Source organism: Caulifigura coniformis, assembly GCF_007745175.1.
Classification (GTDB): domain Bacteria; phylum Planctomycetota; class Planctomycetia; order Planctomycetales; family Planctomycetaceae; genus Caulifigura; species Caulifigura coniformis.
This window is the reverse complement of the sequence record NZ_CP036271.1, coordinates 151,780-165,578: the sequence shown is the minus strand read 5'-3', so window position 1 is coordinate 165,578 and position 13,799 is coordinate 151,780. Positions and strand designations below refer to the sequence as shown.

Sequence of the window (13,799 nt, the reverse complement as noted above, 5' to 3'; positions counted from 1 at the left end):
AAATGGACGAATGGACTTACGAGTGCTGCGGAAACGTGGTATGACCGCGCTGGCAAACTCCGTGGGACGCGGGGTTCGGGGTGGCAGGGAGGCACATCGGCGACTCGTCGCCGGTGCGTTGCGAAAGGATCTGTACGATGGGTGTTCCGGTCTCGCAGATGTGGACCGTCGCGAGCTACGTGGTCCGACAGAAGCTTCGTGGCCGCCAGCGATACCCGCTCGTCCTGATGCTCGAACCGCTGTTCCGCTGCAATCTGGCCTGCGCGGGGTGCGGCAAGATCCAGTACCCGGCCGAGACGCTCCGCAAGAACCTCACGCCCGAGCAGTGCTTCAGGGCGGTCGATGAGTGTGGCGCGCCGGTTGTCTCCATTCCCGGCGGCGAACCGCTGCTGCATCCGCAGATCCACGAGATCGTCGAAGGGCTCGTGGCGCGGAAGAAATACATCTACCTCTGCACGAACGCCCTGCTGCTCGAAAAGCATCTCGACCGCTTCAAGCCCTCGAAATACCTGTCGTTCTCGATCCACCTCGATGGCCCTCGCGAAGAGCATGACGAAGCGGTCTGCCGCGAAGGGGTCTACGACGCCTGCATCAAGGCAATCGAAGCGGCCATCTCCCGCGGCTTCCGGGTGACGACGAACACGACGCTGTTCAACAACGCCGATCCGGAAAAGATGCCCGCCTTCTTCGACACGCTCGAGAAACTCGGCGTCGAAGGGATGATGGTCTCACCCGGGTTTCCCTACGAGAAGGCTCCGGACCAGGAACACTTCCTCCATCGCAAGGAAACCGAGAGGCTGTTCCAGCGGCTGTTCTCCCGCGTCAAGAAGAGCTGGAAGTTCAACCAGTCGCCGCTGTTCCTGGAGTTCCTCCGCGGCGACTGGGACCTCGAATGCACTCCCTGGGGCAGCCCGACCTACAACATCTTCGGCTGGCAGAAGCCCTGCTACCTGCTGCAGGAAGGCTATGTCGAAACGTTCGACGAGCTGATGACGTCCACAGAGTGGTCCTCCTACGGCCGGAAGAGCGGCCATCACAAGTGCACCGACTGCATGGTCCACTGCGGCTACGAGCCGAGCGCCGTCGACGCGACGTTCGGCAGCCTGCGCGGGCTGTGGCACGCGGCCCGGGTGACGCTGCTCGGAATGCGGCCGACGAAGGAAGTTGCTCCTGCAACGGGTGGCCTGCCGAATGGTGGCATCCCGTCCCGCGCGTCGGGCGCAACATGCGCCTCGTCAGCGCCTCAAGTCGTTGAGCTCACGCTCACGTCGACTGACGCCGCCTGAAGCGATTCCGGGGCCTGAGGCCTTCTTCAAAACGCCCGCCCCAGCATTGCCGCGCGCACTCCGATATCCTCCCACATTCGCAGCCCGCCGAAATACGCGTTCGTATTCCCGCCGCGGCGACACCACTCCGGCAACGTCTCGAATCGCTCGGCCCCGCTGCCGCCGAGCATCACGTAGTCGGCCAGCGTCGCCTGACGCATCAGGTCGGCCGCCTTTGCGACCGCAGTCCGCCACGCCCTCAGGCCAATCCGCTCCAGCGCCTTTTTGGTCAGAAAGTCTTCAAACTTCTTGCCGTCCTTGAACGGCAACAGTCCCAGGGCGACGGGGCTGATTGCCCCATCCGCAATCAGTGTCGTGCCGACCCCGGTTCCGAGCCCCAGATACAGCATGCGTCCACCTTCATAGCCGCCGAGCGCCTGCATATCCGCATCGTTCAACATGCGCACTGGAACGCCGAAGGCATTCGCGAAGTCGAAATCGAGCCATCCCTTTCCCAGGTTGACGGGCTCCTCGACTGGCCGGCCCCAGCGCATCGAGCCCGGCACCCCGATCGACATCCGGTCGATCTCGGCCCGTCCAAGAACGGCCTTCACTTCGCGAACCAGATCCTCCGGCGTGAAGTCTTTTCCCGTTTCGACCTTCACGGCCTCCGGAGCCATCGGCATCCAGATCTTGAGCGACGTTCCGCCGATATCGAGCACACAGATGTTGAGCATGGAGTTCCACCGGTCTCGATGCTGCGGCATCACCCATGAACGTTGAACCAGCGGCCGCAATGCTGGCATTTCACGTCGCCGTGTGGTGACACGTCGGCCCTGGAGCCGATTGGGGCGTTACAGCTGGGGCAGAGATAGCCCTCACTCGACATGCGGGGCTCGTTCGTCGTTTCCTGATCGATCGGAGGAGTCATCCCTCGGGCCCGCATCTCGGCCTGAAGTTGCTGCTGGAGATCGAGCGCTCGGTTGATCAGTCCCGAATGGGCTCCTCCTTTCAGGCCGGCGAAGAGTGTGCCGGCGCCGGCCATCACGAACGCCAGGGCGATGAACGAGAAGAAGAGCCGGAAGAAGATCGGCACTCCGAACCCGCCGCCGAACTCGCTCGACCAGGCGAACATCAGAGCGCTCAGGCCAATGCCCAGGGGAACGATGCCGATCAATCGGGCCATGCACGTCTCCGTGTGGAAAATTGGTTCCAGTCGGTCACACCATAACGGAATGGCCCTCGTCCCGGATCACGAAACTCTGCGTGGCCAACAATGTCGCGCCGGTGCGCTCCCCCCTGCGCGCGAGGGGGAGTACGATCGCCATCCCACCTGATCCTTCCTCCCGAAAGAGCATTCGCATGCGAATCACTCTCCTCCTGATCGCTCTCGCCATGTCGAGCCCCGCCGCCGGCGGCGAGCTCAAAGCCGGGGCCTTCGCGATGGACATCTCCCCCGAGTCCTATCCCGTGTCGATCAATGGCGGAATGCGCGATCGAATGGCGAAGGGCGCCCACGACCCGCTCATGGCCCGCTGCCTGGTGCTGGAGGACGGAACGACCACGCTCGTCGTCGCGGTCTGCGACAGCTGCATGATCCCGCGCGACATCTTCGACGCGGCGAAGAAGCTGGCTTCCAGGGCGACGGGAATCCCGACTTCGCACATGATGACTTCCGCGACCCACACCCACGAAGGCGTCACTGTCACCGGGGTGTTCCAGAGCGATCCCGAGCCGGCCTACCGTGAGCACCTGACGAAAAAGCTGGCGGAAGGAATCGAGACGGCCTGGAAGCGGCGGCAGCCCGCACAGATCGCCTGGGGGAGCGGCCACGATCCGTCGCAGCTGTTCAATCGCCGCTGGTTCACGCAGCCCTCGGTCGTGAATGAAGACCCGTTCGGCAAGACGACCGACGCCGTGAAAATGAATCCCGGCTTCGACCTGAAGCGACTCAAGGAGCCCTCCGGGCCGATCGATCCGGAAGTCGGCATCATTTCCCTCCAGACCAAAGAGGGGAAGCCGCTCGCGCTGTTCGCCAACTATTCGCTGCACTATGTGGGCGACGCCCCGGCCAACATGCTTTCGGGAGACTACTACGGTGTGTTCGCCGAGCGGATGGCCGCGGCGCTGGGCGGCGAGGCGCCGGCCTTCATGGCGGTGATGTCCAACGCCACGAGCGGCAACATCAACAACGTCGACTACGGAGCGGGCAAGCCGCGCGAGCGGAAGGAAGGCGCGCTGGCGCAGTCGACCGCGGTCGCCCTCAGCGTCGTCGACGCCATCAAGAAAGTTCTCCCCGATCTGAAATACTCGTCAGACATCACGCTCGCCGCCGTCGAAACCGAGATCGAACTCGGAGTCAGGCTCCCCTCGAAGGACGATGTCCAGAAGGCCGAAGAGCGCCTGGCCAAACTGGGACCTCCGGGACAGTACGCCGACGTCAAGGATGTGTACGCCCGTGAGACTGTGCTGCTCGCGAAGTATCCGCCGACGGTGAAGGTGCTGCTGCAGGCGTTCCAGATCGGCGACATGGCTCTCGCCAGTTCCCCCTGTGAGACGTTCTGCGAGACGGGCCTGGCGATTAAGGCGGCGAGTCCGTTCAAACCGACCTTCGTCGTCGAACTGGCGAACGGCTACAACGGTTACCTGCCGACTCCCGAGCATCATGCCTGGGGGGGTTACGAGACGTGGCGGGCGCGGTCGAGCTATCTCGCGGCCGACGCCGAACCGAAGATTCGCGCGACCCTGCTGCAGTTGCTGGACCAGCTGCACGCGGCGAAGGCGAGCGCCGCGAAGTAAAGCGATCAGGGCCCCCGAGGCGAGCCCGCGGAATGATCCGCGGGCTTTTCTGTCCCGGGTCAGGGCTTTGCAGGAAGCTCGGCAAGGAGCTGCATCAGGGCCGAGCGATCGACCGGTTTCACGAGATGCCAGTCGAAGCCGGCCTCTTTCGTGCGCTGGCGGTCTTCATCCTGTCCCCAGCCGGTCATTGCGACCAGGGCGACGTCGTTTCCGGCAGGCAGGGCGCGGATCGCCCGGGCGGCGTCGAGACCATTCATGCCCGGAAGCCCGATGTCCATCAGCACCACATCGGGATGCGAACGCCCGAACTCCTCAACCGCTGCCAGGCCGTCGTACGCGGTCACCACCTGATGCTTGCTGAGCTTCAACAGCATAGCCAGGGTATTGGCCGAATCTCGGTTGTCGTCCACCACCAGGATCCGGCGCTGGTTCGGGAGAGTGGTCGTGTCCGGAACGGGTGAGGAGGGACGCACGGCGGTAGATGTTTCAACTGGGATGCGCACGAGGAATTCCGATCCTTGGTTCCGTCCGTTACTGCGGGCCTCAACAGAGCCACCGTGCATCTGCACAAGGTTGCGAACCAGCGTCAACCCGATGCCCAGGCCCCCCTGGGTCCGCTCCAGGGAGGAATCGAGTTGCGTGAACATGTCAAAAATAAGGGCTAAATGCGCGCGCTCAATACCGATTCCGGTATCCCGGACCGTAATCTCGACCTCATGTCCGTTCAGGCGGGTTGACAGGTCAATGCGGCCTCCGGCGGGCGTGAACTTCGAGGCATTGTTCAGCAGATTGCCGATCACCTGGGTCAGGCGAGTGGCATCGGCCTGGAGGTGAATCGGCGCGGGCGATTCGGTCACAACCAGCCTCTGAGCCTCGCGTTCCAGAAGGGGGCGGGCGAGTTCCACCGCCTGCCGGACGATCTCCGACAGCCAGACCGGGCCGGTCTTGAGCTGGATCTTGCCCTGGCTGAGGCGGCTGACGTCCAGGAGGTCGTCCACCAGCCGGACCATGTGGTTCACCTGCCGCCGCATGGTGGTGCGGGCCTCGCGACAGATTTCCAGCTCGGCCTCGGCTTCATGCATGATCTCCAGGGCATTGGAGATCGGAGCCAGGGGGTTTCGCAGTTCGTGCGCGAGAATCGCGATGAACTCGTCCTTGCGACGGTCGGCGTCCTTGAGCGCGGTATTGGCCCGTTCGAGATCCGCCGTCCGCTCAGCCACTCGCTCTTCGAGCAGCTCGTTCATCTGCCGGAGCGCGGCACGGTCGCGATGCCGCTCGAGCGCATGCCGGATCGTGCGTTCGAGGGTGTCTTCCAGATGGTGCTTCGGCAGGTAGTCGGCGGCCCCGGCCTCCATCGCCTCCAGGTCGATCGCCCGCTCACCCTGGCCGGTGAGCAGAATGACCGGGACGTCCGCACTCTGGACGCCCCGTTCGCGCAGGAATTCGATGCCCGAGTTCCGGCCCAGGCGATAGTCGAGCAGCACCACATCGAACCGTTCCGCCCGCAGCGAACTCAGCCCTTCTTCGTACGAGCGGGCCCATTTGGTCGTGAACGGCCGGCGCATCGTGTCCGTGAGAACTTCCCGGGCGAGGACGTAGTCGTCCTCGTCGTCGTCGACCAGCAGGATGCGCAGCGGCGATTCCATCATCTCCTTCAATGCGGATGAATGCCGTTATCGAGCTCGACGATCTCGAGCCAGTACTTTCCGAGCGTGCGAATGACTTCCACAAGCGATTCAAACGTCACCGGCTTGGTGATGTAAGACGCTGCGCCGAGGTTGTAGCTGCGATAGATGTCTTCCTCGGCCTTGGAGGTCGTGAGGACAATGACCCGCAGACTGTTGAACTGCGGATCTTTCCGGATTTCGGCCAGCGACTCGCGGCCGTCCTTCTTGGGCATGTTGAGGTCGAGCAGGATGATGCCCGGCCGGGGATACTCTTCGCGATTGCTGAACTTGCCGCGGTTGTACAGGTAGTCCATCAGCTCAACGCCGTCTTCGACGAACTTGAGTTCATTGGCGACCTGACTGGCATCGAACGCCTCGCGAGTGAGCAGGCGATCATCGGCATCGTCGTCGGCCATCAGGATGACGACGGATTTGCGGTTCCCCACGACTCTTCCTTTTCTGACTGTTCTACTGGCAGCGTGGCGATGAAGGTCGAGCCTTCGCCGGGCGTGCTTCGGGCCGAGATTGTTCCGCCGTGTCGTTCCACGATCTTACGACAGATCGCCAGCCCGATGCCCGTCCCCTCGTATTCATTTCGTCCGTGAAGTCTCTGAAAGACTTCAAAAATACGATCCAGGTACTGTTCTTCAAAGCCAATGCCGTTGTCGGCGACGGTCAGTCTCACCTGCGGGGGCCGCCCTGGGGATTCGATCCGTTCGGATGTCACACGCACGATTGGCTTCACGCCGGGACGGTGAAACTTCAGGGCGTTGCTAATCAGGTTCTGCAGCAGCTGCCGCAACTGCGTGGGATCGGCTTCGATGGAAGGGAGATCCGCCAGCTCGACGCGCCCTTCGACGTCGCCGATCCGGCTTTCAAGATCGCCGACCACCTCGCGGGCGATGTGCCCCATATCAACCGGTTTGAATGGCTGGGCCCTTGTGGCGACCCGTGAAAAGCTCAGCAGGTCGTTGATCAGGGTCCGCATGCGCGACGCGGAACTGAGAATCCGGTCGAGATAATCGCGGGCCTGGTCGTTCAGCGTGTCGCGATTCATCTTCAGCCGGTCGCCGAACGCTTCAATCTTCCGCAGGGGCTCCTGCAGGTCGTGCGACGCCACGGACGCGAACTGCTCGAGTTCCCGATTACTCTGGCGGAGCGACGTGTTGACCGTCGCCAGCTCGGCCGTTCGCTCGCGGACCCGATCTTCGAGCAGGTGGGTCATCCTGTCGCGCTGGCGGACCTCTCGCACGGAAAGGAACCACGCGAGAAGCACCATCGACAGGCCGACGATCGCAGAGAGGAGCGCCGTTCGCCTCGTCGCGGCGTGACTGGCGACGGATTGCTCGTTGCGCAGAGCAAGCAGCCTCCGTTCTTCTTCAATCATCGTCGTCAACTGGTCGCGAACACGATCCATCTGGACGGACCCCGAGCCTTTCTGGATGAACTCCCGCGCCGCGTCGCGGCCGTTGTTCTCGACGATGCCAATCCCTTCGGCGAGCGTGGTCAACCGTTCGTTGACGCGCCGTTCGAGGGCAGGCAGGTTTCGAATCTGGTTGTCGTTGTCGCGCGTCAGGTCCTTGATGATCGCCAGCTGTGCTTTGATCTCGGGCAGCGCGCTCTGATAGCGGTCGAGGTAGGACGCATCCGCCGTGATCAGGAAGCCGCGCTGCGAGGATTCCGCGGCGTTCAGCGATGTGCGGATCTGACTCAGGGCGGTCAGCACCTCGTGAGTGTGAATCACCTTCTCTTCGTTGTCCGCGATCAGCTGGATGTTGCGGTGGATCAGGACGGAACTCCCGATCACCACGACTGCCGCCAGGGCAAAGCCCACTGACATCCCACTGCCGACAAACGATCGCTTCACCGCGGCCTCTTGCGAACTGAGGGCCGCATTGTGGCGAGCCCGGAAAGTGTTTCAGGGGATCGTAGTTGGGTTTTCCGCGTCCACAAGACGTTCGCTGCCGGCTCGTGATGCCGGGCGACGCGGATCAATCGACTTTCCGACTGGCTCGATTCAAACCGGCCCGCCGCGAAATCATTGATCGTCGCCACCACCAGAGCAGGCCGAGTCCGACAAGGACGGCATCGACGACGAGCAGCTTCAGCAGCCAGCCGGGCGACGCCGGCGTCGCCTCCGCGTCACGATCGAGCCCGGCCTGGTTCTCAATCGGGCGCAGCGGCGGCAGGTAGGGACTGGCGCCACCAAGGTGATCGTCCAGGCGCGCAAGGGCGTCCGCCACGGTTCGTTCTCGGAGCGGATTCCCTTTCGGGCCAGCCGCAATCAATGCGGGAAGATCACTTTCCGCAATGCGCTGAGCTTCTCTCAGTGCCGCTTCTTCCCGGCGGTCCTCCCCGGCAATCCAGCGCCACGGCCCCTGTCGCCTCTGGTGCGCGCGGCGCGCGTCCTGAGCAATCGTCTTCAGCTCGACATTCGCCGGTTCCGCAAAGTCCCGCCAGCTCTCCGCGCTGCCGCGAGCGGCATCGGCCTCCTGCCGCACGCGCAGGAGCCGCCCTGTCAGTTCCGCCACATCGGGATCGAACCATGGAGCGGCACGGACGATCAGCGTCGCTCCGCCGATCAGCAGGACCGCAATCATCACCCGAATGAGGCGCGCCCGGGGCGGCGCAGCGGGCGCAGATTCCAGCGTCAGGTCGCCAGACTTCACGCCGTGACCCCTTCCACGCGTTCCCACGAGGCGCCCTTCGCCAGCTCCCGCGCACGACCGGCTTCGAACCTCGCGCACTCCATCTGCTCCAGGTTCGCCGCCGCCGCCCCAATCCCCAGCGACACGCAGTCGCGCACCGGAAGCCCCGTGGACAGTCCGACTGCAATGCCCGCTGCGACACTGTCGCCACAACCAATCGGATTGACGACGTTGATGCCGACAGGAGGCTGCACGCGCCAGGTCTCACCGCAGCCGGTCAGCCAGGCGGGACCGCCTCCCTGCGTCACGAGAACCCACTCCGCTCCTGCCGTGTTGAGTTCCCGCATGGCAGCGAGCAGGCTCGAGTCGTCATCGAGAGTGCGGCCGACCGTGGCGGCGAGTTCTTCGCGATTCGGTTTGACGAGGAATGGGCGGAAGGCCAGGCATTCCTGCAATTCGGGACCGCGGAAATCGAAGACCAGGTTCGCCGGGCGGTTCCCACTGGAATGCAGCGCCGGAACATGGGCCGATGCCGCCAGGAGATCGCGGTAATAGCTGCGCGGAGTGTCCGTCGGCAGCGATCCGCTCAGCACGAGCACCTGCGATTTCTCCGCCGTGGCCGTGAACGCCCTGGCGTAACGCGCGAGTTCCTGGGGGGAGACGGCCGGTGAGTTTTCGACGAGTTCCGTAGTTTCCCCGGCGAGGGAATGGATCAACGTCGTGCAGACGCGGGTCGCCGTGCTGGAGGTCACCCATTCGGCCGCCGCGCCGGTCGATTCGAAATCTTCGGCGAGCGCAGCCCCCGTTGCGCCCCCGAGGAACGACACGAGACGTCCTTCGATGCCCAGTGAGTGGACCGCGAGGGCCACGTTCACCGCCTTGCCCGATGCAAACCAGCGAGACTCCCGGGCGCGATTCACCTCTCCCGTGCGCAAATGGTCGAACACAAGAACGTATTGCCACGCAGGGGTCAGGCCGGCCGCCAGAATCACGCACAGTCTCCCGCACAAGGAATCTCTGAACGGGCGAATGATAGCACCGACCCGGGGACATGGCCCGGAGGACCGCCTCCAGCCGCAGGGGGCCAGCCGGTTCAATCGGAAACATGCACCTCGAAACGTCCGCTGGAATCAGCCGCTGCCCGCGACATGGCGCCTGTATTGAATTCCATGGCGATGTTGCCCTTCGCGTCGACCGAAACCAGCCCCCCGCGGACAACCTGGTCGGGAGTGTTCAGCACGGCCTGCGACGCCTCCTGCAGCGACTGACCCGCGTAGCGCATCCGGGCATTGATGTCGTACGACACCGCATACCGGATGAAGTCCTCACCCACCCCGGTGCACGAAACGGCGCAGGTCCGGTTATCGGCGTACGTTCCCGCCCCGACGATCGGTGAATCGCCGAGTCGGCCGTAGAGCTTGTTGGCCGTGCCGCCGGTCGACGTTGCGGCCGCGAGGTTGCCATGCTTGTCGAGGCACACGCAGCCGGTGGTTCCCATCGGCTTGCCCTTCTCGGCCTTCTTCCTGTTCTCCTCCCACTCCTTCAGCCGCGCCTCGGTGGAGAAATAGTTGTTCGGGACGCGCTCGATGCCATCGGCCGCGCTGAATCGGTCGGCGAACTTCTCCGCCCCATCGGTCACGAGCAGCACATGCGGCGACTGCTCCATCACTTTCCTCGCCAGCGAGATGGGATTTCGGACGGTCGTGACGCCGCCGATCGATCCGCACCGGCGCGTCTTCCCTTCCATGATCGTGGCATCCAGTTCATGCCCGCCGGCCGTGTTGAGAACGGCCCCACGGCCGGCATTGATCGAAGGATCGTCTTCGAGAATACGGACGACGGCTTCGACCGTGTCGAGGCTGGTCGCGCCGGCAGCCAGCATGTCGTGGCCCCTGGTGAGGGCCCGCGTGAGGGCCTCTTCCTTCGCCTTCCACGCTTCTCCCTTCCCCGGATTCTTCCCGGCGCCGCCGTGGATCGCGATCGCGAACTCCATCCTGGGCGGCGATTGCGCGCCCGCGACGCCGACCAGCAGAAGCGTCCCGAGAACTGCGTGGAGCGACATCCGGATCGCAGGAACGGCTTTGAGAACAGACAGCGGCATCAAGGCACTCCCATCACAACGAGGACATTCTCAGCGAGCCGGCCGGGATTGTGGCGTCCGGCCTCTCGGTCTGCCATTTCAGTCGATTCTTCAGGCGAGCGGTTCTCGCGACCTGCGGGACGACCTAAGATGGAGAGCCGCAGATGTCGGCCATGCGGGGAACTCACGAACCGGGCCGACATGTGACTGAAGGCGTTCCCCCCGATGATTACGATCGAGCAACTCGAAGAAATGTTCTCCAACATGCGGGAACATACCGACTGGGATGTCGAAGGAGAGTTGCTCTGGGGCTACTTCTTCACCGACGCCGATCCGGACAAGCTCGAGAAGGCTGCGGTCGCTCTCGATGAGATGGGCTACGACGTGGTCGAGATCTTTCAATCGGAAGACGACGAAGATCCTTCGATCACCGACTTCGTTCTCCACGTCGAGCGGATCGAACCGCACACTCCCCAATCGCTGTTCGCGCGCAACAACGAACTGATCACCTTCGCCGCGGCGCAGGGACTGGAATCGTTCGACGGCGTCGACGTCGGCAGCCCGTTCGAAGAAGACGACGACGAGGAAGGCGAGGATGATGAAGACGGGCTCGACGGCCTGGAAGATGGCGAACGGGAGTGAGGTTTTGCCGGCGCCCGAGGGGTGGTTGTTCCCTGATCACCCGTCGGGCCCTGCTCGCCTCTCGACCTGTGCCCGGGATCGTGGATAGAATCACGTTTGCCGATCGCAGGTCGGCCGAATGACAGAATTCCAGTCCGGCGTGAGGACACGCTGAATGTTCGGGCCTTTTGTCCGCCCCAGTCGGGATGCCTCATCGCTCGCCGCCGCCATGCTGGTGCTGGTGCAGGCATTGACCGGGCTCGCCTTTCTCCTCGTTCTGATCTCCGAGGAGGCCGACGAAAACTTCCTGTGGGCGATCGGCGGAGTATTCCTGCTCGCCGGCCTGCTGTTCTGGTTGTCCTACAAACCCGTGTCCCTGATGAAGGACACCATGTCGTGGGTGCAGAGCCGCAGGGCACGGCCTGAGCCCGTAGACTTCACGCTCTCCCGTCGGAAAGCGGCCATGGCCCGCTTCGGAACGAATGCTCCTCCCTCACTGGAAGAGCTTCGCGAACAGCGCGAAACGAGCGGGAACAACTGGGTTCCGTCGCCCACCCGGCAACGTCGGCTCCGAGACGCCGACGAGTAGAGCCATCGATCGGATTGCGTCGCGCGACGCGTGAGACGCATCCGCCCGGGCTGCATCCAGCGGATGGGAAACGCGTGTCAGACCGCGCGGAGAATGGCGGCCGTACTCTGGCCCATCGCGGTGCGGCTGACCGACATGCCGATCGAGCTGCGGAGCCGCATCGGCTCCCGGGCGACCGGCAGGCGGCACAGCGGATCCGGATAGTCGTAGTTCAGGGTCCGCGGCAATTCGCCGTGACGCAGGGCGAGAATCGTCCCCGCCAGCTTCACAGCGCCCGAACCGGCGTCGAAGTGCCCGAAGTAGCTGGAAAGGGCCGTGACCGGGATATTGTCGGCCGCATCGCCGAGGGCACGATGGTACGCCTGGGCCTCAACCCAGTCATCGCGACGGGTCGATTTGCCGTGGGCGTTGATGTGACCCAGTTCGCCCGGCTGGATGTTGGATCGCGACAGGGCGGTCTGGATGGCGTTCACCAGGCCGGCTCCGGCCTGGCTCGGTTGCTCCACCCGGCCGTCAGCACCGGCAGCGACACCCAGGATTTCACAGTAGATCTCCGCGCCGCGGGCGACGGCGTGCTCGTAGCGTTCGATGACGAACACGGCCGACCCCTCGCCGGTGACCATGCCGTCGCGCTTGCGATCGAACGGTCGGCTGGCGTGCAGCGGATCTTCGCTGGGAGAGAGCGTTTCGGTGACGCTGAGGCGGGCCAGGTCGATCGGATCGATTGTCGATGACGCCGCTCCGACAATCATCGCATCCGCCTGCCCGCGGTTGATGACCCGCATCCCTTCCTGGATCGCCAGCAAAGCCGACGATTCGGCCGACGTGATGGTGTTGTTCGGGCCGCGGGCATCATGTTCGATGGCCACGTGGCAGGCCGGCATGTTCGGAAGCTGCCGGAGGAGCCACAACGGGGCAATCTTATTCAGGTTCCGCTCACCCCAGCGGGTGTAACCTTCGCGGCTGGAAGGATTAGCGTAGTCGCGGGCCGCGTCCGCCAGCTCTTCCGGCGTGAAGGAGATGTGACCGGCGCCGAACTCGACACCGAGGCGGTCCGGGTCGATGTCGCCGGGCTGGAGGCCGGCATCCTGCATGGCGAGCGACGCGGCGGAGACTCCGAGCTGGATGTCCCGCGACATGACCTTCAGGAACTTCTTTTCGTAGACGTAGTCGAGCGGATTGAAGTCGCGAACTTCAGCGGCAATCTTGGTCGGCAGTCCCTTGCTGGAAACGGACAGAAGGCGATCGATCCCCGAGCGTCCTGAGGCGAGTGAGCTCCAGAATCGTTCGTTGCCGATGCCAATTGGCGAAATCACGCCCACGCCGGTCACCACGACCCGCGACGGGCTTTTCCCAGCCGTCATAGCCAGACCCTTGAAAACAGGAAGGCCAACGCCCGGAAGAGGCGGGTTCCCGATTGGATTATCGGAACACCGTCTCGATCGGGATGAGCCGGACCGGCAATGTCCGCCAGTTGGGACACGCAGATGACTGCGGCCGGGAATAAACCGGTCTCGCAGGGCGCGACCCTCGTGAGGACGTTACGTCTTGCGGAAGGCCGTCCTGCGCCTGCGACTCCACTCGTCGGCGCTGAAGGATCTTCCGCGGTTGCCGGCCAGGAATTCCTGACCTTCAGTTTGAACCGTACTCATTGAGCCAGAAGCACTTAACGCGACTGAACTCGTCACTCCTGCTGAGTGCCAGCAGAAGGTCTCAACGGCCACACCGGTGAACGGCAAAGAGCTTGCCGGACAGCCTGACCACAGTTCCGGTGTGACTGACCGATTTATTACAGTCAAGCCAACACCCGAAGTCAAGCGGTGGCCCGCGCCAGAAGGTCGGATCAGGACGTTCCCGGACTCGGGACCGATCGGCCGGAATCGGAAGATTTTGCGGGTTTTGGAGGTCGCCGCACCGAGTCGTCCTTTGCGGCAATGGACGGTCGTCCTAGACTCCGGGAACACCAAAAGTGAGGCAGGCCCGACGAAGCGGCGTGAGTTCGCTTCCCCTGGTGACCAGGGTGCCTGAACGGCCGCCATCGCACTTGTCGGAACTGCACCCTATTTCTTAAACGACCGCGGACCATCGCTGTCCCCGCCTCAGCTTCAGCTCCCTCCGCTACCGGCCCCG

The 13,799-nt window shown here is 63.8% G+C and carries 13 protein-coding genes; 4 read left to right on the top strand and 9 right to left on the bottom strand.

Annotated elements, in window-relative coordinates:
- Positions 1–137: 137 nt before the first annotated feature.
- Positions 138–1,286, top strand: a complete 1,149-nt coding sequence (gene hpnH, locus Pan44_RS00700) for an adenosyl-hopene transferase HpnH (RefSeq protein ID WP_145026249.1) — start codon at positions 138–140, stop codon at positions 1,284–1,286.
- 26 nt (positions 1,287–1,312) lie between these two features.
- Here hpnH and Pan44_RS00695 read toward each other — a convergent pair whose 3' ends face one another.
- Together Pan44_RS00695 and Pan44_RS00690 are read right to left on the bottom strand one after the other, a co-directional pair.
- Positions 1,313–2,002 carry an ROK family protein gene (locus Pan44_RS00695; RefSeq protein WP_145026246.1) on the bottom strand — a complete coding sequence of 230 codons (690 nt, stop codon included), beginning with the start codon at positions 2,000–2,002 and terminating at the stop codon, positions 1,313–1,315.
- Between the two features lie 29 nt (positions 2,003–2,031).
- Positions 2,032–2,451: a hypothetical protein gene (locus Pan44_RS00690; RefSeq protein WP_145026243.1), complete on the bottom strand. Its 420-nt coding sequence runs from the start codon at positions 2,449–2,451 to the stop codon at positions 2,032–2,034.
- Positions 2,452–2,627: 176 nt separating this feature from the next.
- On the opposite strand from Pan44_RS00690, the gene Pan44_RS00685 reads away from it, so the two are divergent.
- A complete protein-coding gene (locus Pan44_RS00685) occupies positions 2,628–4,064 on the top strand; it encodes a hypothetical protein (RefSeq protein WP_145026240.1) in 1,437 nt (478 codons plus the stop codon).
- 59 nt (positions 4,065–4,123) lie between these two features.
- Here Pan44_RS00685 and Pan44_RS00680 read toward each other — a convergent pair whose 3' ends face one another.
- From Pan44_RS00680 to Pan44_RS00655, 6 genes are all read right to left on the bottom strand, one after another.
- Positions 4,124–5,713 (bottom strand): ATP-binding response regulator, encoded by a 1,590-nt coding sequence (locus Pan44_RS00680; RefSeq protein ID WP_145026237.1) that lies wholly within the window; start codon positions 5,711–5,713, stop codon positions 4,124–4,126.
- A gap of 5 nt (positions 5,714–5,718) precedes the next feature.
- Entirely contained in the window at positions 5,719–6,147 is a 429-nt protein-coding gene (locus Pan44_RS00675; RefSeq protein WP_145034877.1) for a response regulator, read from the bottom strand.
- Positions 6,147–7,598, bottom strand: coding sequence for a sensor histidine kinase (locus Pan44_RS00670; RefSeq protein WP_145026234.1), 1,452 nt, complete (start codon positions 7,596–7,598; stop codon positions 6,147–6,149). The genes Pan44_RS00675 and Pan44_RS00670 overlap by 1 nt, the downstream gene beginning before the upstream one ends.
- A 124-nt stretch (positions 7,599–7,722) precedes the next feature.
- Positions 7,723–8,400, bottom strand: coding sequence for a hypothetical protein (locus Pan44_RS00665; RefSeq protein WP_145026231.1), 678 nt, complete (start codon positions 8,398–8,400; stop codon positions 7,723–7,725).
- A complete protein-coding gene (locus Pan44_RS00660) occupies positions 8,397–9,371 on the bottom strand; it encodes a 1-phosphofructokinase family hexose kinase (RefSeq protein ID WP_197453726.1) in 975 nt (324 codons plus the stop codon). Before Pan44_RS00660 ends, Pan44_RS00665 begins: the two co-directional genes overlap by 4 nt.
- Before the next feature lie 101 nt (positions 9,372–9,472).
- The gene (locus tag Pan44_RS00655; RefSeq protein ID WP_197453725.1) at positions 9,473–10,480 is read right to left on the bottom strand and encodes an isoaspartyl peptidase/L-asparaginase family protein; all 1,008 of its coding nucleotides are present in this window, start codon (positions 10,478–10,480) and stop codon (positions 9,473–9,475) included.
- A gap of 204 nt (positions 10,481–10,684) precedes the next feature.
- On the opposite strand from Pan44_RS00655, the gene Pan44_RS00650 reads away from it, so the two are divergent.
- Together Pan44_RS00650 and Pan44_RS00645 are read left to right on the top strand one after the other, a co-directional pair.
- Positions 10,685–11,101: a ribonuclease E inhibitor RraB gene (locus Pan44_RS00650; RefSeq protein WP_145026225.1), complete on the top strand. Its 417-nt coding sequence runs from the start codon at positions 10,685–10,687 to the stop codon at positions 11,099–11,101.
- A gap of 154 nt (positions 11,102–11,255) precedes the next feature.
- Complete coding sequence (locus Pan44_RS00645; RefSeq protein WP_145026222.1) at positions 11,256–11,669, top strand: hypothetical protein; 414 nt, start codon at positions 11,256–11,258, stop codon at positions 11,667–11,669.
- 77 nt (positions 11,670–11,746) lie between these two features.
- Here the strand turns inward: Pan44_RS00645 and Pan44_RS00640 are convergent, their stop codons facing one another.
- On the bottom strand, positions 11,747–13,033 hold the full coding sequence (locus Pan44_RS00640) for a beta-ketoacyl-[acyl-carrier-protein] synthase family protein (protein ID WP_145026219.1): 1,287 nt from the start codon (positions 13,031–13,033) through the stop codon (positions 11,747–11,749).
- Positions 13,034–13,799: the final 766 nt, after the last annotated feature.

What these genes read in the sequence shown, in the direction of transcription:
- Pan44_RS00675 (WP_145034877.1), bottom strand. Translation starts at nt 6,147, where the DNA reads ATGGCCGACGACGATGCCGATGATCGCCTGCTCACTCGCGAGGCGTTC.
- Pan44_RS00655 (WP_197453725.1), bottom strand. Translation starts at nt 10,480, where the DNA reads ATGCCGCTGTCTGTTCTCAAAGCCGTTCCTGCGATCCGGATGTCGCTC.
- hpnH (WP_145026249.1), top strand. Translation starts at nt 138, where the DNA reads ATGGGTGTTCCGGTCTCGCAGATGTGGACCGTCGCGAGCTACGTGGTC.
- Pan44_RS00695 (WP_145026246.1), bottom strand. Translation starts at nt 2,002, where the DNA reads ATGCTCAACATCTGTGTGCTCGATATCGGCGGAACGTCGCTCAAGATC.
- Pan44_RS00680 (WP_145026237.1), bottom strand. Translation starts at nt 5,713, where the DNA reads ATGATGGAATCGCCGCTGCGCATCCTGCTGGTCGACGACGACGAGGAC.
- Pan44_RS00690 (WP_145026243.1), bottom strand. Translation starts at nt 2,451, where the DNA reads ATGGCCCGATTGATCGGCATCGTTCCCCTGGGCATTGGCCTGAGCGCT.
- Pan44_RS00645 (WP_145026222.1), top strand. Translation starts at nt 11,256, where the DNA reads ATGTTCGGGCCTTTTGTCCGCCCCAGTCGGGATGCCTCATCGCTCGCC.
- Pan44_RS00640 (WP_145026219.1), bottom strand. Translation starts at nt 13,033, where the DNA reads ATGACGGCTGGGAAAAGCCCGTCGCGGGTCGTGGTGACCGGCGTGGGC.
- Pan44_RS00685 (WP_145026240.1), top strand. Translation starts at nt 2,628, where the DNA reads ATGCGAATCACTCTCCTCCTGATCGCTCTCGCCATGTCGAGCCCCGCC.
- Pan44_RS00650 (WP_145026225.1), top strand. Translation starts at nt 10,685, where the DNA reads ATGATTACGATCGAGCAACTCGAAGAAATGTTCTCCAACATGCGGGAA.